Raw genomic sequence first — 23,598 nt, forward strand, 5'->3', positions numbered from 1 at the left:
AAAAACCCCAACTGCTTTCGCAATTGGGGTTTCGGAATTTAATCTTGACGATGACCTACTCTCACATGGGGAAACCCCACACTACCATCGGCGATGCATCGTTTCACTTCTGAGTTCGGGATGGGATCAGGTGGTTCCAACGCTCTATGGTCGTCAAGAAATTCGGGTACTGACTCGTGACCATCTGGCCTCGCTTCAGCAAATCGGGTATGTGATACAGGTGTCTTGTGAGCAGCGCGAACTTTCGGTTCATTTCGTCTTCACACACCGCAATCTGGTCTCTTCGACGCAAATTGCTTGGGTGTTATATGGTCAAGCCTCACGGGCAATTAGTATTGGTTAGCTCAACGCCTCACAGCGCTTACACACCCAACCTATCAACGTCGTAGTCTTCGACGGCCCTTCAGGGAACTCAAGGTTCCAGTGAGATCTCATCTTGAGGCAAGTTTCCCGCTTAGATGCTTTCAGCGGTTATCTTTCCCGAACATAGCTACCCGGCAATGCCACTGGCGTGACAACCGGAACACCAGAGGTTCGTCCACTCCGGTCCTCTCGTACTAGGAGCAGCCCCTCTCAAATCTCAAACGTCCACGGCAGATAGGGACCGAACTGTCTCACGACGTTCTAAACCCAGCTCGCGTACCACTTTAAATGGCGAACAGCCATACCCTTGGGACCGGCTTCAGCCCCAGGATGTGATGAGCCGACATCGAGGTGCCAAACACCGCCGTCGATATGAACTCTTGGGCGGTATCAGCCTGTTATCCCCGGAGTACCTTTTATCCGTTGAGCGATGGCCCTTCCATACAGAACCACCGGATCACTAAGACCTACTTTCGTACCTGCTCGACGTGTCTGTCTCGCAGTCAAGCGCGCTTTTGCCTTTATACTCTACGACCGATTTCCGACCGGTCTGAGCGCACCTTCGTACTCCTCCGTTACTCTTTAGGAGGAGACCGCCCCAGTCAAACTACCCACCATACACTGTCCTCGATCCGGATAACGGACCTGAGTTAGAACCTCAAAGTTGCCAGGGTGGTATTTCAAGGATGGCTCCACGCGAACTGGCGTCCACGCTTCAAAGCCTCCCACCTTATCCTACACAAGCAAATTCAAAGTCCAGTGCAAAGCTATAGTAAAGGTTCACGTGGTCTCTTCCGTCTAGCCGCGGATATAATCTGCATCTTCACAGCGATTTCAATTTCACTGAGTCTCGGGTGGAGAAATACAGCCGCCATCGTTACGCCATTCGTGCAGGTCGGAACTTACCCGACAAGGAATTTCGCTACCTTAGGACCGTTATAGTTACGGCCGCCGTTTACCGGGGCTTCGATCAAGAGCTTCGCGTTAGCTAACCCCATCAATTAACCTTCCGGCACCGGGCAGGCGTCACACCCTATACGTCCACTTTCGTGTTTGCAGAGTGCTGTGTTTTTAATAAACAGTCGCAGCGGCCTGGTATCTTCGACCGGCATGAGCTTACGGTAGCAAGTCCTTCGACCTCTCACCGGCGCACCTTCTCCCGAAGTTACGGTGCCATTTTGCCTAGTTCCTTCACCCGAGTTCTCTCAAGCGCCTTGGTATTCTCTACCCAACCACCTGTGTCGGTTTGGGGTACGGTTCCTGATTATCTGAAGCTTAGAAGCTTTTCTTGGAAGCATGGCATCAACCACTTCGTCACCTGAAAGGTAACTCGTCATCAGCTCTGGCCTTAGAATCCCGGATTTACCTAAGATTCCAGCCTACCACCTTAAACTTGGACAACCAACGCCAGAAGCTGGCCTAGCCTTCTCCGTCCCTCCATCGCAATAACCAGAAGTACAGGAATATTAACCTGTTTTCCATCGACTACGCTTTTCAGCCTCGCCTTAGGGACCGACTAACCCTGCGTCGATTAAAACTTGATCCTGCGCAGGGAAACCTTGGTTTTTCGGCGTGGGTGTTTTTCACACCCATTGTCGTTACTCATGTCAGCATTCGCACTTCTGATACCTCCAGCAAGCTTCTCAACTCACCTTCACAGGCTTACAGAACGCTCCTCTACCGCATCATCCGAGATATGATACCCGTAGCTTCGGTGTATGGTTTGAGCCCCGTTACATCTTCCGCGCAGGCCGACTCGACTAGTGAGCTATTACGCTTTCTTTAAAGGGTGGCTGCTTCTAAGCCAACCTCCTAGCTGTCTAAGCCTTCCCACATCGTTTCCCACTTAACCATAACTTTGGGACCGCTAGCTGACGGTCTGGGTTGTTTCCCTTTTCACGACGGACGTTAGCACCCGCCGTGTGTCTCCCATGCTCGGCACTTGTAGGTATTCGGAGTTTGCATCGGTTTGGTAAGTCGGGATGACCCCCTAGCCGAAACAGTGCCTCTACCCCCTACAGTGATACATGAGGCGCTACCTAAATAGCTTTCGAGGAGAAACCAGCTATCTCCGAGTCCATTGATTAGCCTTTCACTCCGATCCACAGGTCATCCGCTAACTTTTCAACGGTAGTCGGTTCGGTCCTCCAGTCAGTGTTACCTAACCTTCAACCTGCCCATGGATAGTATCGCCCGGTTTCGGGTCTATTCCCAGCGACTAGACGCCCTATTAAGACTCGCTTTCGCTACGCCTCCCCTATTCGGTTAAGCTCGCCACTGAAAATAAGTCGCTGACCCATTATACAAAAGGTACGCAGTCACAGAACAAAGTCTGCTCCCACTGCTTGTACGCATACGGTTTCAGTGATCTATTTCACTCCCCTCTCCGGGGTTCTTTTCGCCTTTCCCTCACGGTACTAGTTCACTATCGGTCAGTCAGTAGTATTTAGCCTTGGAGGATGGTCCCCCCATATTCAGACAAAGTTTCTCGTGCTCCGTCCTACTCGATTTCATGACTAAGAGATTTTCGCGTACAGGGCTATGACACCGACTATGGCCGCACTTTCCAGAGCGTTCCGCTAATCTCAAAGCCACTTAAGGGCTAGTCCCCGTTCGCTCGCCACTACTAAGGGAATCTCGGTGTCATTTCTTTTCCTCAGGGTACTTAGATGTTTCAGTTCCCCTGGTTCGCCTCTTGCAACCTATGTATTCCAAGTACAAGATAACCATCTTATGATGGCTGGGTTCCCCCATTCAGACACCTCCGGATCAAAGTCTGTTTGCCGACTCCCCGAAGCTTTTCGCAGGCTACCACGTCTTTCATCGCCTCTGACTGCCAAGGCATCCACCGTATGCTGCTTCTTCCACCTTGACCATATAACCCCAAGCAATCTGGTTATACTGTGAAGACGACATTCGCCGAAAATTCGCAAAACTCTTAAGAGTCACTCACAAATTTTACCTTAGCCTGATCCGTTACCAGTGAAAGTAACGTTCAGTCTATCTTTCTATTCACATACCCAAATTTTTAAAGAACGAAACGTAGTCAAAGACTAGAAATCAATATTCGCATGCGAATATTCATTTCTAAACTCTAACGAAACACACCACCTTAAAGGCTGGCCTCTCGTCTTCTTCAATGAATCAAGCAATTCGTGTGGGAACTTATGGAGCAGCTGATGTCGTCGATTAAGGAGGTGATCCAGCCGCAGGTTCCCCTACGGCTACCTTGTCACGACTTCACCCCAGTCATGAATCACACCGGTGGTAACCGATCCCCCCGAAGGTTAGACTAGCTACTTCTGGTGCAACCCACTCCCATGGTGTGACGGGCGGTGTGTACAAGGCCCGGGAGCCGTACTTCGACCGCGACATTCTGATTCGCGATTACTAGCGATTCCGACTTCACGCAGTCGAGTTGCAGACTGCGATCCGGACTACGATCGGTTTTATGGGATTAGCTCCACCTCGCCGGCTTGGCAACCCTTCGTACCGATCCATTGTAGCACGTGTGTAGCCCAGGCCGTAAGGGCCATGATGACTTGACGTCATCCCCACCTTCCTCCGGTTTGTCACCGGCAGTCTCCTTAGAGGTGCCCACCATTACGTGCTGGTAACTAAGGACAAGGGTTGCGCTCGTTACGGGACTTAACCCAACATCTCACGGCACACGAGCTGACGACAGCCATGCAGCACCTGTCTCAATGTCTCCCGAAGGCACCAATCCATCTCTGGAAAGTTCATTGGATGTCAAGGCCTGGTAAGGTTCTTCGCGTTGCTTCGAATTAAACCACATGCTCCACCGCTTGTGCGGGCCCCCGTCAATTCATTTGAGTTTTAACCTTCGCGGCCTTGCAATTCCCCAGGCGGTCAAGCTTAATGCGTTAGCTGCGCCACTAAGAGCTCAAGGCTCCCAACGGCTAGTTGACATCGTTTACGGCGTGGACTACCAGGAAGTATCCAATCCTGTTTGCTCCCCACGCTTTCGCACCTCAGTGTCAGTATCAGTCCAGGTGGTCGCCTTCTGCCACTGGTGTTCCTTCCTATATCTACGCATTTCACCGCTACACAGGAAATTCCACCACCCTCTACCATACTCTAGCTCGCCAGTTTTGGATGCAGTTCCCAGGTTGAGCCCGGGGATTTCACATCCAACTTAATCGAACGACACCTACGCGCGCTTTACGCCCAGTAATTCCGATTAACGCTTGCACCCTCTGTATTACCGCGGCTGCTGGCACAGAGTTAGCCGGTGCTTATTCTGTCGGTAACGTCAAAATTGCAGAGTATTAATCTACAACCCTTCCTCCCAACTTAAAGTGCTTTACAATCCGAAGACCTTCTTCACACACGCGGCATGGCTGGATCAGGCTTTCGCCCATTCGTCCATATTCAGATTCCCCACTGCTGCCTCCCGTAGGAGTCTGGACCGTGTCTCAGTTCCAGTGTGACTGATCATCCTCTCAGACCAGTTACGGATCGTAGCCTTGGTGGAGCCATTACCTCACCAACTAGCTAATCCGACCTAGGCTCATCTGATAGCGCAAGGCCCGAAGGTCCCCTGCTTTCTCCCGTAGGACGTATGCGGTATTAGCGTTCCTTTCGAAACGTTGTCCCCCACTACCAGGCAGATTCCTAGGCATTACTCACCCGTCCGCCGCTGAATCCATGAGCAAGCTCACTTCATCCGCTCGACTCTGCATGTGTTAGGCCTGCCGCCAGCGTTCAATCTGAGCCATGATCAAACTCTTCAGCTTCAAACATCTTTGGGTTTTTAAGAAACCCTGAAACTTGGCTCAGCAATCGTTGGTTACATCTTTGATTTCTCGCGGAGTAACTTGTGATGCTGATAATCTTGTTGACTATCAGTCTGACTCCACAAGCACCCACACGAATTGCTTGATTCAGTTGTTAAAGAGCGGTTGGTTAAGATCTTTCGTCTCAACCGAGGCGCGCATTCTACAGCGCTTTTCCTTAAAAGCAACTAATTTTTTTCATCAAAATCAGTTACTTAAGCCAAGATCAACATCAAGCTGCTCGTTAGCGGGAGGCGAATAGTACAGTATTAAAATACGTGGTCAACCCCCCATCTAGAATTTTTTCCTTACCAAAGCACCTGGGTTGCCACTATGGAAGGCGGCTCCTGCCAAACAGGCAACCCAATCGCGACCTCAGCAAGCACGGCCAGGTGCGCAGACGCCGGTGTAGTTGACTCTAATTGCCAACCGTATCCCCGAAGCCCCCATCCAGTGCCTGACTTGCCGAGCAACGCCGCCTACACAAAGCGCTTCAATGCAGTACTCGCCTACATCGACGCCAATCTCAAAGGTGGCTTGTGCGAAGACATTGAGCCAAGTGGCGAACTTTTCGGCGTTTCACTGCCATCGACAATTCACCGCCTTCGTGGGCGTGCCTGTTTCGCGTTATGTACAGTTGATGCGGCTACGACGCGCAGCGCATGGCTTGTCCTCCCTCGCGGATTACTCGGTACTGGAAGCCGCGCTCAGTGCGGGCTTCGAAAGCCCCGAAGCATTTTCCCGGGCATTCAGGCGGGCGTTAGGTTGGCTTGGATCGATCGTCGTCGAGCTCATCGTCGTAAGCGGCCTCTCACCAAGGGGCAGCTATTGGCCTGGACTGTGTAAAATAACCAGACACTGCTTTGAAGTCTGGCGTCGCTACGTAAGATCTGCCAATAAACGGTGAATCAGCCGGGTCTGAAATTTGCGCGGGAACGCGACGTTTGTTCGAGTTCTGACTGTCAAACCTGCTCTAAACAGTTTTGACAAATTCACGCGCACAAAAAGATGCGCATAAAATTGAATCTATACAAATCAAGTAACCAATGTTAGTTTCGGGCCGCCGCCTCGGGGGCCAATTAAGAAAGGTCTTGCCTTACAAGGCCTTTTTTTTCGTCTGCTGGAAAGTGGCTGCTTTTATAGGAGCTGCCGAAGGCTGCGATCTTTTGATCTTCCTTCTGTTTCACCAACAGGACATCTCAAAGGATTCATTGCATGGAAACGTCACTGGAAACCGTCGCCCTGTTCTCCCTCAAACTCGCTTATGAGGAAGAGGGCCTGAGCCCGATTCTGCGGGATGACATGGTCATGGGGGATTACCAGAAAGACGTGTTCGAGTTGCTGGTGAAACGTCGTGATATCCAGACCATCCAATTCAAGCTGAACGAGTGCCTGGGGTTGGCGATGAATGCGTTGGGCGGTGTCGAGAAACCGCTGGGGCGTGAGCTGCACAAGTTGTCAGCCGACTTCAGTCAGGCGCAATCGCTGGAGCAACTCGATCAGCCGCTCCTCGCGCTCAAGGGTTATTTGAAGGACATTCTCTAAACAGACGCGCGATCTGAAGAAACATCCCTTCGGATTACTTCAGTACTTTTACTACTCGAATGTCGATGGGAAACCCATCTGGCCCTTCCAGTTTCTTCCATCCCACGTATTGAAAAACCGCTTCCTGATCGATGGTGTCGCCCCTATCCACCATTTCTCCGCCCAGCACCGCCACCCCTTTATAGATGGCGCAGTTGCCCTCATCGGGATGGGCGGTGTAGATGACATAGGGTTTGACGTACTGCACGGCGCGGAAATGTCGGCCGCAGCCCCAGTCGACCGTGATCATCAGGGTCTTCAGGTAGTCTTCGCCATCCGTTTCCGAATCCTCGGCGAGCTCTTTGAGCTTGCCAAGTCCGCCGACGTCGCTAAAGCCCAGGGCGCGGGCGCGCTTGTATTCCGGAGACTCCTGGTGCTCGGCCTGATCTTTGAAGTATTGCTGTTGAAGCTCTGCAACCAGGACCTCCTCTTCCTTGTTCCGGATCTCGAACGCTTGTGCAATGACGTTTTCGCAACGGGCATATTCGGGAGAGGCAAGGTTTGCCTGCGCGAGGTGGTCGCGATGGACGTAAAGAGTGTGATTCAAGCTGTCGACGCGGTTCATCGCTTGCCTGGTCGTCATGACCCCGTTTTGAACGTTGTTCACTACTTGCTGAAAACCCTGACAATCGGAGAGGTATCCTTTCCAGGCGACCTCCGGGGTTTCATCCCAGCCGGCAAACGCCGGGGTCATTACGATGGCGAAGAGGAATGCGCCGAGCAGGCGCGAGACAGAAGAAACAATCGGCATGCGTAGTCCGTTACGTTGTTGAAGAAAGTGGCGCAAAGCTACTATTTTGCTATCTTGCCGTCCAATTCGCTGGAGGCATCTCAACCGCCTCAATAATCGCGCACTCGGGAATAAACCAATGGATGCTTTGTTGTGCTTGTCAGTGATGGCCGGAACCTGGATGTGGGTGGTGAAACAACGGGGTGACTGGAACTTGTTACTTGCCAACCTTGCTGGCGCCGGAAGTAGCGTGGTGACCGGTATTGTGTTCACGCTGATTTACGGCGCAGTCATTGGTACGTCGATGGCGACACCAAACCTCAATCGCAGTCTGGTGGTGTTCATCACAAGCGCGGGGGTTCTGGCGGGGGTTTGGTTGTGGATTGCCAATCGCCGTCAACCCGAACATCCGGTTGCGCGTCAGTTGCTGGGCGCAGTGTGTGGCTTCGCCGCCGGCATGACGACCTTGCTGCTGCTTGCGGTGAATTATTTCCCCAACACATGATCGGACGGCGTGACTGTTTTGCTATCTTGCCGCCCATCGTCAGCGTTCACTTCGGGCGTGCGTTGATTTCAGGTTTCGAAGTATTAAGGAAAGGATCGAATGGAGTTTCTGCGTTTTCTGGCGTTTGTCGCGGCTTGGGGTTTCATGTGGCGCTGGGTGGTGAAGAACCGCGGTAGCTGGAATATCTTCTACGGCAATATTGTTGGTGCAGCGGGCGGTTTCATCGTGGCAATGGTCGTGCTGTCGATTACGTTTTCGGTGTTCCCATCTACACCGGCGCAAACCGATAGCCGCGAAACAGAGCGCGCCGCGGCAGCACTCATGCCGGAAGTAGAAAGGTCAATGGAGCCTGTACCGGTGATCGCATCGACCCCTGCCGATTCCGACAATCTTGCGACCTACGTCGCCAGCGAACCACAGAACGAGCCTTCTCCGCCCGAGTCCGCCCTTCTGCCGAACTACAGCAAACGCCTGCCCGCGTCACTGCTGGAGAAGGACTTCAAGGACAACGTGCACAACGACTTTGCCGTTTCGCGCCGATTGGCCGGCACTCATCCGAACGCGGACCGGTCCCTGATGGCGTTCATGATTTGCGAACCCTTCATCAAGAGCGCCATGCGCTTTTCCGCGTCGACCGCGATCGCCAGTGCGAAGAGCGCGAGCAGCCAGCGGTTCAAGGATCAGACCTACACCATCAGCAGCACCGTCAGCGCTCGCAACATGTTGGGCGACAACGTCAGCTACGGTTTCGACTGCTCGGTTCAACAAGTGGACAGTAAAGACACTGACAAGGCCGCGTGGCGCCTGCTCGATCTGAAGTTGAAGAAGATCGAGTCTTAAGCCTCATTTAAGGGTTCAAGGCGCCGGCTGCGCTATCATCGCCGGCTTGTGCGCCTTGAGCTTTGCCCCGGAATGTCCCCGACACTTGCTGAACTGAATCCGCTGCCTCCCGTCTTGGCCGGCCCGCTGCTGCGACGGCTGGAACCGACGCGACTGGTGCTATGGCTGGTGGGCAGCCGACAACTGTCGCTGACCTTGCGCCTGCAAGGTGTAGGAGATATCCCTCTCGACGCCGGGAAATGCACGGTCATTCCTGTCGGTCGCAAAGCATTTGTTCATCTGATTGATGTTCCTCTCGATAGCGCCCTGCCCGGCGATACGCGTATCGACTATGACCTGCTGATCGACCACACAACCGGTATCGCCGACTGGGCGCCGCATCTGCTGTACGGCGATGCGACGAGCCCGAACTTCGTCCTGCGCTCGCGGATCGACCAACTGCTGCACGGGTCCTGTCGCAAGCCGCATCACCCGGCAACCGATGGCTTGCTGTGTGTCGACCAATTGCTGGCAGACGAAACCGATCCGCAACAACGCCCGGCACTGTTGATGATGAGCGGTGACCAGGTCTACGCCGACGACGTTGCCGGCCCGATGCTGCGGGCGATCCACGCCTTGATCGAACGCCTTGGCCTGTACGACGAACACCTCGAAGGCGCCGTCGTCAGCGACAGCGCCAGGCTTTACGAACACCCGGCCAGTTACTACCACCGCGCGGATTTGTTACCGGCGCTGGAAAGCAACGAGACCTTGCGTGAGCGATTTTTCGGTGGCGCGCGTAAGCCGATTTTCACCAGCAGCAGTGCCGACAATCATCTGGTGACCTTCGCCGAGGTCATGGCGATGTACTTGCTGGTGTGGTCGCCGACGGCCTGGACGCTGATCAATCCGCAAACGCCCGAACTGACGCCTGCACGGCTCAAGCGCTATACCCTCGAACAGACTCGCATCATTGGCTTCAAGGCCGGCTTGGGCAATGTCGCCCGGGCGCTGGCGCACCTGCCAAGCCTGATGATTTTCGACGATCACGACATCACCGATGACTGGAACCTGTCCGCGCAATGGGAGGAAACGGCCTACGGCCATCCGTTCTCCAAACGCATCATCGGTAACGCCTTGATCGCGTACATGTTGTGCCAGGGCTGGGGCAATAACCCTGATGCCTTCAAGGATGTCCTGGAGAAAACCCGACGCCTGAGCGCCAGCGGCGATGATCAGTACCTCGACAGCCCGGTGCAGGACGCGCTGATTGATGACCTGCTGCGTTTTCAGAATTGGCATTTCGTATTGCCGAGCAGTCCGGCGCTGCTGGTCATCGACACCCGCACCCGCCGCTGGCGCAGTGAAATGGCGCTCAAGCAACCGTCGGGCTTGCTCGACTGGGAAGCCTTGAGCGAGTTGCAGCAGGCGTTGCTCGATCACCCGTCGGCGATCATCGTTTCACCGGCGCCGATCTTCGGCGTGAAGCTGATTGAAACCGTGCAGAAGCTGTTCAGCTGGTGCGGTTACCCGCTGCTGGTGGACGCGGAAAACTGGATGGCCCATCGCGGCGCCGCACAGGTGATCCTGAATATTTTCCGACACTCGCGTACCCCCGGTAACTACGTGGTGCTGTCGGGCGATGTGCATTATTCCTTCGTCTACGAAGTGCTGATCCGACACCGCAAGGCCGGTCCACGGATCTGGCAGATCACCAGCAGCGGGATCAAGAACGAGTTTCCGAAAACCTTGCTGGAGTGGTTCGACCGGCTCAATCGCTGGCTCTACTCGCCGCGCTCGCCACTCAACTGGTTTACCAAACGCCGACGCATGCGCATCGTGCCGTACAGGCCCGAACATGCAGAGGCCGGTGAACGCTTGTGGAATTCGGCGGGGATCGGGCAGGTGTTTTTCAATGAACAGGGGCAGCCGAGCGAGATCATTCAGCACAATTCAAATGGGGCGGTGAAGACGCGGATGCTGGCGCCGGAGTTGACGGATTATCCTGATTAGCGCCACGCATTTTTCCAATGTGGGCGAGCCTGCTCGCGCATGCGATTGATCATTCAATATAAGTATCGACTGCCCCACCGCCATCGCGAGCAGGCTCGCTCCCACAGGTGTCATCGGTTGCCTGTCAGTGCGCGGTTACAGCAAGCCCCACACCTCTGACAATCATCCCCACCTCGCGCTCATCAATCGTCAGCGGTGGCAGCAGCCGTATCGTCTTGCCACGCGTAACGTTGATCAGCAACCCATGATCCCGTGCGGCAATCAGCGTCAGATCACGCACCGGCTGTTTCAACTCGATACCGATCATCAAGCCCTGCCCACGAATCGCCAGTACATTGGGATTGTCTGCCAGTTCTGCGCGCAGGCGAGTCAACAGGCGATCCCCCTGAATCCGCGCGTTTTCCAGCAGCCCCTGTTCTTCGATGATATCCAGCACCGTGCAACCGACCCGGCAAGCCAGCGGATTGCCACCGAACGTACTGCCATGACTGCCGGGCGTGAACAGATCCGCCGCCTTGCCCCGTGCCAGGCAGGCGCCGATCGGTACGCCATTGCCCAGTCCCTTGGCCAGGGTCATCACATCCGGAACGATGTCTTCATGCTGGAACGCGAACCACCGGCCGGTGCGGCCGATGCCAGTCTGGATTTCGTCGAGCATCAGCAGCCAGGCGCGCCGGCTGCACAGGTCACGCAGGGCTTTCAGGTAACCGGGTGGAGCCAGTTGTACGCCGCTTTCGCCTTGAATCGGCTCGACGAGAATCGCAACGATCCGCTCGCCATGCTTTTGCTGTACCTGCTCCAGCGCCACCAGATCACCGAACGGCACTTTGATGAAATCCCCCGGAAGTTCGTTGAAGCCCAAGCGCACCGCCGGGCCATCGCTGGCGGACAAGGTGCCCAGCGTGCGGCCATGAAACGCGTTGGCCATGACCACCACCAGCGGCTGTTCGATGCCTTTGCGCCAGCCGTACAAACGCGCCAGTTTCAGTGCGGTTTCGTTGGCTTCAGCACCGGAGTTGTTGAAGAACGCCCGATTCATCCCCGACAGCTGCGTGAGTTTGCGCGCCAGCTGTTGCTGCCAGTCGATGCTGTACAGGTTCGACGTGTGCAACAGCAGCCCTGCCTGCTCGCTGATGGCAGCGACAATGCGCGGATGCGAATGGCCAACATTGGTCACCGCCACGCCAGCGACGGCATCCAGATACTCACGACCGGCCTGATCCCACAGGCGAGTGCCAAGCCCTTTGGTGAAACTCAGGGCCAGCGGTTGATAGGTGTTCATCAGGGCGGCGGTCATGATTTCAAACTCCAGTGCAGGTCGGTGTGTCTGCAGTATGGTTAGCCACCTGAACTGGATAAACTCGGCAAAGCTTCTTTCATTTAAAAGCAGGGCTTGATAATGGACCTGTTCCAGTCGATGAACGTTTACGTCAAAGTCGTTGAAGCCGGGAGCATGACGGCAGCCGCGTTGCAGTGCGCTATGTCGACGACCATGGTCGGCAATCACCTGCGGGCGCTGGAGCAACGGCTCGGCGTGCAACTGCTGCAACGCACCACACGCCGTCAGCGGCTTACCGAATTCGGCAGTGTTTACTACCAGCGTTGTCTGGATGTATTGGGGCTGGTGGCTGACTCCGAACGCCTGGCCGAACAGGCACTCGACCAACCGCGTGGCCTGCTGCGCATCACCGCACCGCTGACCTTCGGCGTCGAACGCCTGGCGCCGGCGCTCAGCGAGTTTTCCCTGCAATACCCGTTGGTGAAAATGGACGTGGTGCTGACCAACCGCCGCCCGGATCTGCTGGAAAGTGGTCTGGATGTAGCATTTCGGCTGGGGCATTTCGAACAGTCGAACCTGATCGCGCGGCCGCTGATCGACTACACCCTGACCGTGTGCGCCTCACCGGAATACGTTGCCAGACGCGGTATGCCGCAAACCCCGGAAGAGCTGCAACAACACGACTGTCTGTCATTCGCCTACCCCGCCGGCGATGACTGGCAATCGGTGGAAAAGCGCTGGCGCCTCAGCGGCCCGGACGGCGAGATTCTGGTGGATGTCAGCGGACCGATGCTGATGAACACCTCCGCCGGCTTGCACCAGGCGGCGCGCACCGGTATGGGCATCGTGATGCTGCCGGATGCGCTGGTGGAACAGGACCTGCGCGACGGCAGACTGGTGACAGTCGTCCCCGACTACCAGCCTCCCAGCCGCCCGTTGCACCTGCTGTATGCCCCGGATCGTTATCGCCTGCCGAAGCTGCGGCGGTTCGTGGAGTTTGCGATGCGGACGTGGGGGCAGTCCTGACAATGAACTCGTCTGAACGGCTCTTAAGCAAAGGCTGAACCGGTTCTTCCGAGCGGTTTGCCCAATTGATCCAAAACTCTCAGCGCACGACTGTTGTGCTCGATGGCAGGAAAATTATCGGTTTCGCCCGCGGCGTTACCGATGATTTATCCAACGGCTAATTGTCGGTGGTCGTGATAGAGGTGGAATATCAACGTCAGGGGATCGGCCGGGCGCTGGTCGAACACGTCATGAGCGACAAACGCGAGATCACTTGGATATTGCTCGCCGGACGTGAGGGCGCGGAAGCGTTTTTTGCTCGCCAGGGCTTTGAAACTTCGATCATTGCGATCAGCGTCCGGGGCACATCACTACTGACTCGAACGATCCATCAACGCGATGAAATCACTCTCCCTTATTATCCGAATGTTCTGGCCACTCATGATCAGTTGCTCTGCCTTCAGGTGTTTTGCGCTTTTGTCTTTTCCAGCCAACCGGATTACATCCTGATCACCGACGACCAAAAGTGTGGTTTTTTGCGTAACCCCACTGCCTATCGCACACCCACATTTCAGCGCGATTGCTTCGGCGTCTTTTCTGACCAGACTCATACTTCCTGTAAAACAGATCATTTCACCCAACAGTAAACCGTCAGGGTTTTTTTCAACTTCAGGATCAATGACTAACGGTTGACGAATACGTCGCCCCCATTCAGAGACACTTATTCCTGTAACCTCCACCGCCGCCAACAGAATATGTCCCGCCGCTTTGGCATCTTCGAGAGCATCGTGATGTTTGAACGTATAGCCGATGTGCTCCGCGACTTTCGCCAAACCATAGCCTTTATTTGCGAATTGCAGCCAGCTTCGCCGGGCGACTCTCGCTGAATCCAACCAATTTATTTCCATCTGCGGCAAGCCATGTTTACGGAAAGCTCTATCAAGAGAAATACGGTCAAAATGGGTATGACACACACAGATGGAGCCTCTCAGGTACCTGCTCAGTTGCTCAAAGATATCCACGAATTTAGGTGAGTCCATCACATCGGTCTCATCGATTCCGTGAATCCCGATGTTGATATCACTGAAATAGTCTTCAGGATTAATTAGCGTTTGCCATTCTTCTGTGAGCACCCCGTTCTTGAAGCAAGCGATACCGATCTGACAGATCGACGCCATATCGGCATTAGCGGTTTCTACGTCAATAGCTACAAAATCCATTTTAGAAGTCTCTGATGTGACTGATAGCGTTAATCCAATTACAGATACTGTGAAGGATCTCAATATGCCATCATTCAGGCTCGCATGTAAAAACACAGGGAGTGGCAGATGAAAATCAATCAAGAAGAGCGTGCGGCCCGTGCATGGCCAATTTTGATTCGGCACGCAGCACAAGGCACAACTCTGACGTATGGCCAATTGGGGTCTCAACTAGAGATCCATCATCGAGCATGCCGATACGTTCTTTTAGAGATTCAAGATTATTGCCTGGAAAATGATTTTCCTCCGCTGACAATGGTGGTGGTCAACGCCAATACCAGAACTCCCGGGCAAGGCTGTGTCGTGAACGACCCAAGACTGATCGCACAACAGCGAGCAGAAGTTCAGCATTTCCCTTGGTCAGAGAAAGACAACCCATTCGGGTACGCAGCATTGGGCGTTACCGCGGACGAGCTCGCTAATCAGCTTTTACACACGCCGTCCAGCGCAATTGAAATCTACTCAATGGTCAAGGTCAGAGGAAAAATTCAACGCCTATTCAGAACAGCTTTGCTTAAAGCCTATGGATGCCAATGCGCCTTGACTGACACTACATTCACTCAAGTTCTGGAAGCATGCCACATACTTCCATGGAGCCAATGCACTGAAGCAGAGAGACTCGACATCCGAAACGGCATTCTATTGAACTCAAATCATCACAGACTGTTCGACAGAGGGATTATTACCTTCGGCACAGATCTGAAAATGATTTATGCAGACATGAAAGAAGAAGACGGTCCTTACACCGAAAGCGACCACACTTTATCGACCAGTCTCCACGGACGATCACTGAATTTACCCAACCCGATCAATCTCGCCCCTGGCACCGAGTATCTGAAAAGAAGTCATAACTGGTATGGATGGGAGCTGGGTAAGTAACGGCCCAGCATTCCCCGTAACATCGGTAGATTTGGGCGAGTTCTATCAAGATCCGCCCTTCACCAACACCGGCTTGTCCTGATAACGCTGCGCAAACAACTGCTTCAACTGCGCCACTTTCGGCATGTCGTTGATGACGATGTACGGATAGCTCGGATGCTCCGTCAGGAAATCTTGGTGATAGTCCTCCGCCGGGTAGAAGCCGTTATAGGTTTCCAGTTTCGTCACGATGGGTTTGCCATAGGCGTGCGCCGCATCCAGTTGCGCGATATAGGCCTGCGCCACGCGTTGCTGATCGGCGTTGACCGGGAACAGCGCCGAGCGGTATTGCGTGCCGCTGTCGGGGCCCTGGCGGTTGAGTTCAGTCGGGTTGTGGGCCACCGAAAAGTAGATCTGCAGCAGGCTGCCGTAGCTGACTTGCGTCGGGTCGAAGGTGACTTGTACCGACTCGGCATGACCGGTGTCGCCTTCACTGACCCGCTCGTATTGCGCCGTGTTCGCGGCACCGCCGGCGTAACCGGAGACGGCCTTCTGCACACCTTTGACGTGTTGGAAAACCCCTTGCACGCCCCAGAAGCAACCACCGGCAAATACTGCGGTTTCACTGTGCGCCTGCGTGTTTTCATCAAGGGCCGGCGGCGGAATGACCACCGCGTCCTCGGCCCCGAAAGAAAAGGCCGAGCACTGACCGATCACGCCAGCCATCGCGACGCCCAATAACCCACGCCGCCAGTTGTTTTGAGATCTCATCTTGCGCACTCCTGATCAGCCGAAGGTGAAGGCGTAGGCCGCTACGCCCGGGTCAAGAAATTCGATGGTGAAGGTTCGATCCCTCACCGCATCGGTTTGCCGCACCAACTGGTACAGGCGCTGCTCGGTCACGCGGCCGCTGCCATCCGCAGCGACATCCATACCGTTGGCATCACCCGGCGCCTGACCGTCAATCGACACTTTGAACCGCACCGGTTTGCCATCCGCGCCCGGGCCCAGCACCAGATGCAGATCGCGGGCGTGGAAGCGGTAAACGATGCGACTGGCCGGCGCGCTGGCGGTGGCGCGCTCGGCACTGACGGCCCATTGGCCGCCGAGGCTCCAGTCATTGAGGGTCAGGTTGGCCGGTGGGTTATAGGTCGCGACCTTGTCAGGCACTAGGCCGCTTTGCGCTACAAAATGTTCCGCGCGCTGGTAGCCGACATAGGTTTCCGGCGACAACACCTGATTCATGTCCGGCGCCTGTTGCACACCTTTGCCATCGGCGTTGATCAAGCCGTCGGCCACGGTTTTCGCTCCGGCCTCACGCAGCAACTGCTGGATGACCCGTTCCGACTCGGCGTAGTCGCCTTCGCCAAAATGGTGATAACGAATGCGTCCCTGAGCGTCGGCAAAGTAATGCGCCGGCCAGTATTCATTGTTGAAGGCGCGCCAGATCTTGTAGTCGTTATCGATCGCCACCGGGTAGTTGATGCCCAACTCCTTCATGGCTTTGGTGACGTTGCCTACATCACGCTCGAAGGCGAACTCCGGGGCGTGCACGCCGATCACCACCAGGCCCTGATCGCGGTACTTCTCGGCCCAGGCTTTGACATACGGCAGCGTGCGCAGGCAATTGATGCAGGAGTAAGTCCAGAAATCCACCAGCACCACTTTGCCCTTCAATGCCTGGGCGTCCAGCGGTGGCGAATTGAGCCATTGCACGGCGCCATTGAGCGGCGGCAACTGGCCTTCAACCGGGAGTGTTCCCGGTGCCTTGTCGGCAACTTTCATTGCTCCGCCCATGGCAGGAATCTGCGCCATCATCGTTCCGTTATCAGACGCCGACTTGCCGGACAGTTTGCCGACCAGTGCCTGTTCAATCCCGCCAGTGGATGCCGTCGACAGCCGTGCCAGCAGCCCAGTGTCGAGGCCCAGCGCAATCGCCGCGACACCCGCGAGCATCGCCACGCCCAACCCACGCCGGATCCACTCCCCCGTGCCGATCGAGCGCTTCATCAGCGCAAACACCTTACCGCCCAGCAACAGCGCGGACGCCAGTGAAGTCGCGGCGCCCGCCGCGTAGGCGAGCAACAACAGCGTGGTGGCGATGCTTGCCCCTTGCAGCGCGGCGCCGGTCAGAATCAGTCCCAGAATGGGCCCGGCGCAAGGCGCCCAGAGCAGCCCCGTGGCGACGCCGATCAGAAACGACGCGCCGGGACGTGGACGGTTGTCCTGCCCGGCGACCTCCGACAGACGATTGCCGGCCGACACCAGGGGCCGGGTCAGGCGCTCGGCCACACCCGGCAGCAGCAAGGTCAGCCCGAACAGTGCAACGAACAGCAACGCGAGCCAGCGCCCGTACTGATTGACTTGCACCACCCAGCCGCCGCCCACCGCCGCCAACGAGGCGACGAGCGCGAAGGTCAGCGCCATCCCGGCCAATAGCGGCAAGCCACTCTTGATAAACGGTTGCCCGGTGCGAGCGAAGACAAAAGGCAGTACCGGCAGGATGCACGGGCTGACGATCGTCAGCACACCACCGAGATAAGCGAGAACCAAGAGCCACATAAATCCGTCCTGTCTGAAGTGAAGATCGCCCGTGATTCATGGCTCAGGCCACCACGGCTTTGAAGGTCATCGCCAGCCCGTTCATGCAATAACGCAGGCCGGTGGGCTTCGGTCCGTCATCGAAGACATGCCCCAGATGTCCGCCGCAGCGACGACAGTGAACCTCTTCGCGGGACATGCCGAAGGAGCGGTCCTGACGCGTGGCCACGGCGTGCTCCAACGGCGCCCAGAAACTCGGCCATCCGGTGCGGCTGTCGAATTTGGTGGCGGATGAAAACAGCGCCAGATCACACCCGGCACAGGCGAATGTGCCCGTGCGATGTTCATTGTTGAGGGGGCTGGTGTAGGCACGCTCGGTGCCTTCCTTGCGCAGGATCCGGTATTGCTCGTCACTGAGGATCGAGTGCCATTCACTGTCGCTGTGGCTCACCTCGAATGCTTCATCCGCATGCGCTTCGCTGACCAGTGCAGTGCCAGTCGACAATTTTGGCAACACACCCGCCACCAGCGATGCAAGCCCCAGCCCGCCGCTCGCTAACAGAACCTGTCGCCGTGAAAACATGGCCGTCTCCCAAAATTCCAAATGCCCTTTGCGGAACACAGCCTAGGCTTGGGTTGATCGCCAAATCCTCACAGGGAGTTAACGAATTCGTGATAACTCACCCGAGAGAAAACCCGCACAATGCGCGCATTGCGCCGAAGGATTGAGCTTCATGGAACAGACCAGACGCATCCTCGTGGTCGAGGATGACCAGCACATCGCCGACCTTATCTGCCTGCACCTGCGCGACGAAAAATTCGAGGTGATTCACAGTGCCGACGGCGATGAGGGCATGCGCTTGTTGCAGCAGGGGCATTGGGATGCCTTGATCCTCGACCTGATGCTGCCGGGCGTCGATGGCCTGGAGATCTGCCGCCGCGCCCGGGCCATGGCGCGCTATACACCGATCATCATCACCAGCGCGCGCTCCAGCGAATTGCACCGCATTCTTGGCCTGGAGCTGGGCGCCGACGATTACCTGGCCAAACCGTTTTCGATGCTGGAACTGGTGGCCCGGGTCAAGGCCTTGCTGCGCCGGGTCGATGCGATGGCGCGCAACCTGAAAATGGACGCCGGCAGCCTGAGCCTCGACGGCCTGTCCATCGATCCGATCACTCGAGAAGTCAGCCTCGACGGGCAGCGGCTGGACCTCACCCCGCGAGAGTTCGATCTGCTGTATTTCTTCGCCCGCCAGCCGGGCAAAGTGTTCTCGCGCATGGACCTGCTCAATGCCGTCTGGGGCTACAGCCACGAAGGTTATGAACACACGGTGAACACCCACATCAACCGCTTGCGGGCGAAGATCGAGAAGGATCCGGCGCAGCCCGCACGTATCCTCACGGTGTGGGGCCGCGGTTATAAATTCGGTACCGAGCAGCCATGAAACTGAACCTGACGCAGCGCCTGTCCCTGGTATTCGCCGTGCTGTTGCTGGTGTGCTGCGGCACATCGGCATGGCTGCAGGTGCGCTCCAGTCAGATGCATGAGCTGGAGGTGGTGCAAGGTCTCTCGCGGGATCTGGCGCAACACATCGCCCACGACACGGTGCTGATGGACAGCCACGGGCTGATGCCCGGCGCCGTGCGCGAACTGTTCAGCCAGTTGATGCTGGTGAATCCGAGTGTCGAGGTGTACCTGCTCGATACCGAGGGCAAGATTGTTGGCAATGCGGCACCGGAAGGCCGGATCCGCCGTCAACAGGTCGATCTGGCGCCAATCCGCCAGTTGCTCAATGACCAGCCGCTGCCGATTCTCGGCGATGACCCGCGCAGCGTCGACGGACGCAAAGTGTTCAGTGCAGCGCCGTTGCAGGTCGACGGCAAGGCCGCCGGTTATCTGTACGTGGTGTTGCTTGGCGAAGCACACGACCGCTACGCCGAACGCGGTGCCACCAGCGCCGCGCTCAATACGGCGCTGTTGTCGATCGGGCTGGTCGCGTTGCTGTGTCTGATTGCCGGTCTGACCGCGTTCAACCTGATCACCCGGCCACTGCGGCGCCTGACGGAAACCGTCAGCCGCTTCGACATCGACGGTGCTCCGCAATCTGTTGTTTCGGCACCTGTGGATAAAAGCGCCGATCCGGATGAAATCGCCGTACTCGACGCCGCTTTCCGCCAGATGCAAAACCGCCTCGGTGAACAATGGCGCTCGCTGACCCGCCAGGATCAGGAACGCCGCGAACTGGTGGCAAACATTTCCCATGACCTGCGCACCCCATTGGCCTCGTTGCACGGTTATCTGGAAACCCTGTCACTCAAGGACGCCACACTCTCGCCCGAAGAACGCCGGCGCTATCTGGGCATCGCCCTCGATCAAAGCCGCAAGGTCGGCGGGCTGGCGCAATCGCTGCTGGAACTGGTGCGTCTGGAACACGGTTTCGTGCAACCGGTGCCGGAGCGTTTTTCCCTGCTCGATCTGGTGCAGGACATCTTCCAGAAATTCGAGCTGACGGCCGAAGCGCGACAGGTGGAACTCAAGGCGCATTTCGTGCCTAACCTGCCGACGGTCTGCGCCGACCTCGGGTTGATCGAACGGGTGCTGACCAACCTGGTGGACAATGCCTTGCGCCATACACCCAAGGGCGGCGAACTCGAATTCGATCTGCAGCCCCATGGCGCACGGGTCGAGGTGACGGTAAGCGACACCGGCCCCGGTATCGCCCCGGAGTTGCGCGAAGGTCTGTTCCTGCGACCGTTCAATATCGGTGGTGCCCGGCGGGATGGCGGGCTGGGGCTGCGTATCGTGCACCGCATCCTGCAACTGCACGGGCGCGAGATTCAGTTGCTGGATGTCGCGGGGCGCGGCGCGACTTTTCGCTTCTCATTGCCGACCGATCAGCAAACCGCTGAACAGTGGATGATGCGCTCGGTCAATTCGGACGCGCCGGACAAATAATCCGCACCGCCGGCCTGTTGTTCCGTGACAACACCGCCCCGCTCCCCTAAATTAACCGGCCTGAAAAAGACCTCGCGCTTTCTCATCTCCACTCAAGTTAAAAAAGTAGTGAAATTTCAATGTCCGATTTCAACACCGCTGAATCCGTAGTCACCGAATCGTCCAAAGCGGAATACGAAAACTCCATCAATCTTTCACAACACCTCCCACAAGCCAAAATCATCAGCGAGATGGTGCTGGATGCATTCCAGTCCACCCGCGAAAGCGACCAGATCCGCGAACTGCGCGCCGCGATTCGTCAAGCGCACGACAGCTTCGATGACGACAAGGCCTACGAGCTGATGGGCGAACTCAAGCGCCTGAAAGACGCCGAAGCCGCCGACATTGCAGCCCTGGAAGACCTGAGCAGCAAGTTCTCGATCGGCCGCATCCTGTCCAGCTTCAAGGACGACCCGGCGTTCCAGGAAATCGTTTATGGCCTGGCGCTGAAAGTGCTGAACCAGACTCATCAGGCGATCAGCAACCCGAGCGGTGGCAAGAGCAAAGCGGCCAAGAAGAAAGAAGTCGAAATTTTCACCATCAGCAAGGACGGCATGAGCGTAACGCTGCCGTTGCGCACTCCGCGTTCGCGCCTGAACGTTGACCGTGCAGCGCTGGAATTCCTCGGTTTCACCTTCGTCGGTGAAGGCGAAGAAGCGGAACTGGAAAGCGAAACGTTCCTCGACAACGCCGGCACCGAGCAGGCGGTAAACCGCAAGAACATCATCACCGCGCTGCAACAGCAGACCGCGTTCGATGGCTACAGCATCGCCGCGCAGTAATAGCGCAGCTGCTGTACGAAAAAGCCCCGCGCTGAGATTCAGGCGGGGCTTTTTGGTTTTCGGCGGGCATTAGTGGAATGGCGTAAATCCCAGCCCCTCACCCCAGCCCTCTCCCAAGGGAGAGGGAGCCGATCGGGAGATATTGAAGAGACGCATCGAAATGAAAGTACTGTGCAAAATCCGCTATCGCTTCGATCTCTCAAGTCGATGTATAGCGCAAGCCCCCTGGGTCAGTCCCTTCTCCCTCCAGGAGAGGGAGCCGATCGGGAGATATTGAAGCGACGCATCGAAATGAAAGTGCTGTGCGGAATCCGCTATCGACTCGATCTCTCAGGTCGATATATAGCGCAAGACACCTCGGTCAGCCCCCTCCCCGTCCGGGCGGTCCGACGTTTCGGGAGGGTCAGGGTGAGGGCAAGCTGCCAAATCACCTTCAAGCCGACGGATGCAACGCTACAATCATGTCCACTTCAATCGCCGCGTTCTTCGGCAACTGATACACACCGACCGTGCTGCGCGTGTGCCGGCCGGCATCGCCGAGCACATGGCTGAACACGTCCGACGCGCCGTTGGCCACTTCGCTAAGGTCAACAAAGTCCGGCGTCGACTTCACGTACACGGTGACTCGCAACAACGCCTTGATCTTGTCCAGCGAACCCACCGCATCGACGATCAGCGCCAGGCAGCGCATCGCACTGATGCTGGCGGCGGCCTGCGCATCCTTGAGGGTCAACTCCAGGCCGACACGCCCCGGGTACTGAATCTTGCCGTTAGTGCGCGGCACCATACCGCTGATGTAAAGCTCATCGTGATGACGGATCAGCGGCGCGTAATTACCGCCGGCGGTGTTCTCGCCATAAATGTCGTAGTTCAGCTCTTGGGCCAGGGCGATGAAGCGTTCATCACAGGTCATCCTCTCAGTCATTTCGCCCAGCCTCTTGATCTATGCGTGAAATATCGCGGAGTAAAACAGTTGAGCGCCGAGGGAATGGCATGGCGCTATCACTGACATGGCTGGATCCAAATCTAGGGGGTTTGCGGCGATACCGCAACCTGCCTGCCTGAAGCGCTTGTTGCGTTGCGGCCATTGGCGGCACATCAAATCAGCATAATCCACCCAACAAAAAACCCCGCACATCTCTCAATGTGCGGGGTTTTTCTTGAAGCCTCGAAACCTTACGGCGCGTACGTCAGCAGCAGCTCTGCGGGCACCTTGAAGTCCAGGGACATCATGACGCTCAACGCAGTGATGGTGAAGATCGAGAACACGAACAGCTTGCGTGCCCAGACCGTGTCATCCACTGCCTTGTAGCCGGTCCAGGCCATGTACAGCCAGTACATGCCCATGGCCGCGGCAACGGCGAGGTAGCTCATGCCGACGTAACCGCTGAAGGTCAGCATCAAGGTCGCTACGAGGAACGCCAGGATGTAGAGCAGGATGTGCTTCTTGGCCACTTGAATCCCGCGCTTAACGGGCAGCACCGGAATCGATGCGGCCAGGTAATCGTTGAAGCGGAAGATCGCGATGGCGTAGGAATGCGGCATCTGCCACAGGCTGAACATCACCAGCAGGGTCAGCGCGGCCATGTCGAAGCTGTTGGTTACGGCAACGTAACCGATCACTGGCGGCATGGCGCCCGACAGACTGCCCACCAGCGTGCCGTGAACCGACTTGCGCTTGAGGTACAGGCTGTAGAAGCCGACGTAGATGATGAAGCCGATGACCGCGAACAGCGCGGCCAACGGGTTGGCTACCTTGTACAACAACGCAACACCGAGAACACCAAGGATGGTCGCGTAAACCAGGGCCAGTTTCAGGGAGATCAAGCCCTGCACCAGTACCCGGTTTTTAGTGCGTTCCATCTTCAGGTCGATGTCGCGGTCGATGCAGTTGTTGAACACGCAACCGGACGCTACAACCAGGGAGGTGCCGATCATGGCTGCCAGAAACACCGCCAGATCGACATGCCCTTTCGAGGCCAGGAAGAACCCGCCTGCCACAGAAAGCACGTTACCGAAAATGATCCCCGGTTTGGTGATTTGGATAAAGTGCTTGAGCGACATCGGGT

Annotated in this window: 17 protein-coding genes, 3 rRNA genes and 2 pseudogenes; 11 read left to right on the top strand and 11 right to left on the bottom strand. The window is 56.4% G+C overall.

The window, feature by feature from the left end; all coding sequences use genetic code 11:
• Positions 1 to 42 precede the first annotated feature (42 nt).
• The 3 genes from rrf to ACXX9E_RS00015 form a co-directional block, all read right to left on the bottom strand.
• Positions 43 to 158: ribosomal RNA gene (rrf, locus tag ACXX9E_RS00005) — 5S ribosomal RNA — on the bottom strand.
• 150 nt (positions 159 to 308) lie between these two features.
• Positions 309 to 3,238 (bottom strand): 23S ribosomal RNA (locus ACXX9E_RS00010).
• 315 nt (positions 3,239 to 3,553) lie between these two features.
• Positions 3,554 to 5,120 (bottom strand): 16S ribosomal RNA (locus tag ACXX9E_RS00015).
• The 16S, 23S and 5S rRNA genes sit together here, the layout of an rRNA operon.
• Before the next feature lie 492 nt (positions 5,121 to 5,612).
• Here ACXX9E_RS00015 and ACXX9E_RS00020 point away from each other — a divergent pair.
• Both ACXX9E_RS00020 and ACXX9E_RS00025 read left to right on the top strand, forming a co-directional pair.
• Positions 5,613 to 5,925, top strand: a pseudogene (locus ACXX9E_RS00020) (helix-turn-helix domain-containing protein); the annotation flags it as partial.
• Between the two features lie 449 nt (positions 5,926 to 6,374).
• Positions 6,375 to 6,704 carry a hypothetical protein gene (locus ACXX9E_RS00025; protein WP_128614992.1) on the top strand — a complete coding sequence of 110 codons (330 nt, stop codon included), beginning with the start codon at positions 6,375 to 6,377 and terminating at the stop codon, positions 6,702 to 6,704.
• A gap of 34 nt (positions 6,705 to 6,738) precedes the next feature.
• On the opposite strand, the gene ACXX9E_RS00030 is transcribed toward ACXX9E_RS00025, so the two are convergent.
• Positions 6,739 to 7,494, bottom strand: coding sequence for a hypothetical protein (locus tag ACXX9E_RS00030; RefSeq protein WP_458554889.1), 756 nt, complete (start codon positions 7,492 to 7,494; stop codon positions 6,739 to 6,741).
• A gap of 118 nt (positions 7,495 to 7,612) precedes the next feature.
• Here ACXX9E_RS00030 and ACXX9E_RS00035 point away from each other — a divergent pair, with 118 nt between their 5' ends.
• The 3 genes from ACXX9E_RS00035 (at position 7,613) to ACXX9E_RS00045 (ending at position 10,810) form a co-directional block, all read left to right on the top strand.
• The gene (locus ACXX9E_RS00035) at positions 7,613 to 7,978 is read left to right on the top strand and encodes a hypothetical protein (RefSeq protein ID WP_340135024.1); all 366 of its coding nucleotides are present in this window, start codon (positions 7,613 to 7,615) and stop codon (positions 7,976 to 7,978) included.
• A gap of 99 nt (positions 7,979 to 8,077) precedes the next feature.
• Positions 8,078 to 8,818, top strand: coding sequence for a hypothetical protein (locus ACXX9E_RS00040; RefSeq protein WP_458554890.1), 741 nt, complete (start codon positions 8,078 to 8,080; stop codon positions 8,816 to 8,818).
• Between the two features lie 72 nt (positions 8,819 to 8,890).
• Positions 8,891 to 10,810, top strand: coding sequence for an alkaline phosphatase D family protein (locus tag ACXX9E_RS00045; RefSeq protein WP_267805082.1), 1,920 nt, complete (start codon positions 8,891 to 8,893; stop codon positions 10,808 to 10,810).
• A gap of 124 nt (positions 10,811 to 10,934) precedes the next feature.
• Here the strand turns inward: ACXX9E_RS00045 and ACXX9E_RS00050 are convergent, their stop codons facing one another.
• Positions 10,935 to 12,107, bottom strand: coding sequence for an aspartate aminotransferase family protein (locus tag ACXX9E_RS00050; RefSeq protein WP_458554891.1), 1,173 nt, complete (start codon positions 12,105 to 12,107; stop codon positions 10,935 to 10,937).
• 102 nt (positions 12,108 to 12,209) lie between these two features.
• Between ACXX9E_RS00050 and ACXX9E_RS00055 the strand changes: the two genes are divergently transcribed.
• Positions 12,210 to 13,115, top strand: coding sequence for a LysR family transcriptional regulator (locus ACXX9E_RS00055; protein WP_458554892.1), 906 nt, complete (start codon positions 12,210 to 12,212; stop codon positions 13,113 to 13,115).
• Positions 13,116 to 13,153: 38 nt separating this feature from the next.
• Positions 13,154 to 13,447 (top strand): annotated as a pseudogene (locus ACXX9E_RS00060) (GNAT family N-acetyltransferase); the annotation flags it as partial.
• A gap of 18 nt (positions 13,448 to 13,465) precedes the next feature.
• Here the strand turns inward: ACXX9E_RS00060 and ACXX9E_RS00065 are convergent.
• Positions 13,466 to 14,314 (bottom strand): exonuclease domain-containing protein, encoded by an 849-nt coding sequence (locus ACXX9E_RS00065; protein ID WP_458554893.1) that lies wholly within the window; start codon positions 14,312 to 14,314, stop codon positions 13,466 to 13,468.
• A 108-nt stretch (positions 14,315 to 14,422) separates the two neighbouring features.
• Between ACXX9E_RS00065 and ACXX9E_RS00070 the strand changes: the two genes are divergently transcribed.
• Positions 14,423 to 15,232: an HNH endonuclease gene (locus ACXX9E_RS00070; RefSeq protein WP_447808882.1), complete on the top strand. Its 810-nt coding sequence runs from the start codon at positions 14,423 to 14,425 to the stop codon at positions 15,230 to 15,232.
• Between the two features lie 45 nt (positions 15,233 to 15,277).
• Here ACXX9E_RS00070 and msrA read toward each other — a convergent pair whose 3' ends face one another.
• Genes msrA through msrB form a run of 3 tightly spaced genes read right to left on the bottom strand, consistent with a single transcriptional unit; the run spans position 15,278 to position 18,335 of the window.
• Positions 15,278 to 15,982 carry a peptide-methionine (S)-S-oxide reductase MsrA gene (msrA, locus tag ACXX9E_RS00075; protein ID WP_458554894.1) on the bottom strand — a complete coding sequence of 235 codons (705 nt, stop codon included), beginning with the start codon at positions 15,980 to 15,982 and terminating at the stop codon, positions 15,278 to 15,280.
• A gap of 15 nt (positions 15,983 to 15,997) precedes the next feature.
• Positions 15,998 to 17,773, bottom strand: a complete 1,776-nt coding sequence (locus ACXX9E_RS00080) for a cytochrome c biogenesis protein DipZ (protein WP_458554895.1) — start codon at positions 17,771 to 17,773, stop codon at positions 15,998 to 16,000.
• A 43-nt stretch (positions 17,774 to 17,816) separates the two neighbouring features.
• A complete protein-coding gene (msrB, locus tag ACXX9E_RS00085) occupies positions 17,817 to 18,335 on the bottom strand; it encodes a peptide-methionine (R)-S-oxide reductase MsrB (protein ID WP_458554896.1) in 519 nt (172 codons plus the stop codon).
• A gap of 151 nt (positions 18,336 to 18,486) precedes the next feature.
• Between msrB and ACXX9E_RS00090 the strand changes: the two genes are divergently transcribed.
• The 3 genes from ACXX9E_RS00090 (at position 18,487) to ACXX9E_RS00100 (ending at position 21,529) form a co-directional block, all read left to right on the top strand.
• Positions 18,487 to 19,197, top strand: a complete 711-nt coding sequence (locus ACXX9E_RS00090; RefSeq protein WP_128614853.1) for a response regulator transcription factor — start codon at positions 18,487 to 18,489, stop codon at positions 19,195 to 19,197.
• Positions 19,194 to 20,708 carry a sensor histidine kinase gene (locus ACXX9E_RS00095; protein WP_186748526.1) on the top strand — a complete coding sequence of 505 codons (1,515 nt, stop codon included), beginning with the start codon at positions 19,194 to 19,196 and terminating at the stop codon, positions 20,706 to 20,708. Before ACXX9E_RS00090 ends, ACXX9E_RS00095 begins: the two co-directional genes overlap by 4 nt.
• 119 nt (positions 20,709 to 20,827) lie before the next feature.
• The gene (locus ACXX9E_RS00100) at positions 20,828 to 21,529 is read left to right on the top strand and encodes a hypothetical protein (protein ID WP_123463191.1); all 702 of its coding nucleotides are present in this window, start codon (positions 20,828 to 20,830) and stop codon (positions 21,527 to 21,529) included.
• A 433-nt stretch (positions 21,530 to 21,962) separates the two neighbouring features.
• Here ACXX9E_RS00100 and ACXX9E_RS00105 read toward each other — a convergent pair whose 3' ends face one another.
• A complete protein-coding gene (locus ACXX9E_RS00105; protein WP_123463189.1) occupies positions 21,963 to 22,454 on the bottom strand; it encodes a RidA family protein in 492 nt (163 codons plus the stop codon).
• A gap of 251 nt (positions 22,455 to 22,705) precedes the next feature.
• Positions 22,706 to 23,593: a heme o synthase gene (cyoE, locus tag ACXX9E_RS00110; RefSeq protein WP_458554897.1), complete on the bottom strand. Its 888-nt coding sequence runs from the start codon at positions 23,591 to 23,593 to the stop codon at positions 22,706 to 22,708.
• Between the last annotated feature and the right edge of the window lie 5 nt (positions 23,594 to 23,598).

This window comes from Pseudomonas sp. GNP014 (assembly GCF_054344005.1).

What these genes read in the sequence shown, in the direction of transcription:
- ACXX9E_RS00025 (WP_128614992.1), top strand. Translation starts at nt 6,375, where the DNA reads ATGGAAACGTCACTGGAAACCGTCGCCCTGTTCTCCCTCAAACTCGCT.
- ACXX9E_RS00030 (WP_458554889.1), bottom strand. Translation starts at nt 7,494, where the DNA reads ATGCCGATTGTTTCTTCTGTCTCGCGCCTGCTCGGCGCATTCCTCTTC.
- ACXX9E_RS00035 (WP_340135024.1), top strand. Translation starts at nt 7,613, where the DNA reads ATGGATGCTTTGTTGTGCTTGTCAGTGATGGCCGGAACCTGGATGTGG.
- ACXX9E_RS00040 (WP_458554890.1), top strand. Translation starts at nt 8,078, where the DNA reads ATGGAGTTTCTGCGTTTTCTGGCGTTTGTCGCGGCTTGGGGTTTCATG.
- ACXX9E_RS00045 (WP_267805082.1), top strand. Translation starts at nt 8,891, where the DNA reads ATGTCCCCGACACTTGCTGAACTGAATCCGCTGCCTCCCGTCTTGGCC.
- ACXX9E_RS00050 (WP_458554891.1), bottom strand. Translation starts at nt 12,107, where the DNA reads ATGACCGCCGCCCTGATGAACACCTATCAACCGCTGGCCCTGAGTTTC.
- ACXX9E_RS00055 (WP_458554892.1), top strand. Translation starts at nt 12,210, where the DNA reads ATGGACCTGTTCCAGTCGATGAACGTTTACGTCAAAGTCGTTGAAGCC.
- ACXX9E_RS00065 (WP_458554893.1), bottom strand. Translation starts at nt 14,314, where the DNA reads ATGGATTTTGTAGCTATTGACGTAGAAACCGCTAATGCCGATATGGCG.
- ACXX9E_RS00070 (WP_447808882.1), top strand. Translation starts at nt 14,423, where the DNA reads ATGAAAATCAATCAAGAAGAGCGTGCGGCCCGTGCATGGCCAATTTTG.
- msrA (WP_458554894.1), bottom strand. Translation starts at nt 15,982, where the DNA reads ATGAGATCTCAAAACAACTGGCGGCGTGGGTTATTGGGCGTCGCGATG.
- ACXX9E_RS00080 (WP_458554895.1), bottom strand. Translation starts at nt 17,773, where the DNA reads ATGTGGCTCTTGGTTCTCGCTTATCTCGGTGGTGTGCTGACGATCGTC.
- msrB (WP_458554896.1), bottom strand. Translation starts at nt 18,335, where the DNA reads ATGTTTTCACGGCGACAGGTTCTGTTAGCGAGCGGCGGGCTGGGGCTT.
- ACXX9E_RS00090 (WP_128614853.1), top strand. Translation starts at nt 18,487, where the DNA reads ATGGAACAGACCAGACGCATCCTCGTGGTCGAGGATGACCAGCACATC.
- ACXX9E_RS00095 (WP_186748526.1), top strand. Translation starts at nt 19,194, where the DNA reads ATGAAACTGAACCTGACGCAGCGCCTGTCCCTGGTATTCGCCGTGCTG.
- ACXX9E_RS00100 (WP_123463191.1), top strand. Translation starts at nt 20,828, where the DNA reads ATGTCCGATTTCAACACCGCTGAATCCGTAGTCACCGAATCGTCCAAA.
- ACXX9E_RS00105 (WP_123463189.1), bottom strand. Translation starts at nt 22,454, where the DNA reads ATGACTGAGAGGATGACCTGTGATGAACGCTTCATCGCCCTGGCCCAA.
- cyoE (WP_458554897.1), bottom strand. Translation starts at nt 23,593, where the DNA reads ATGTCGCTCAAGCACTTTATCCAAATCACCAAACCGGGGATCATTTTC.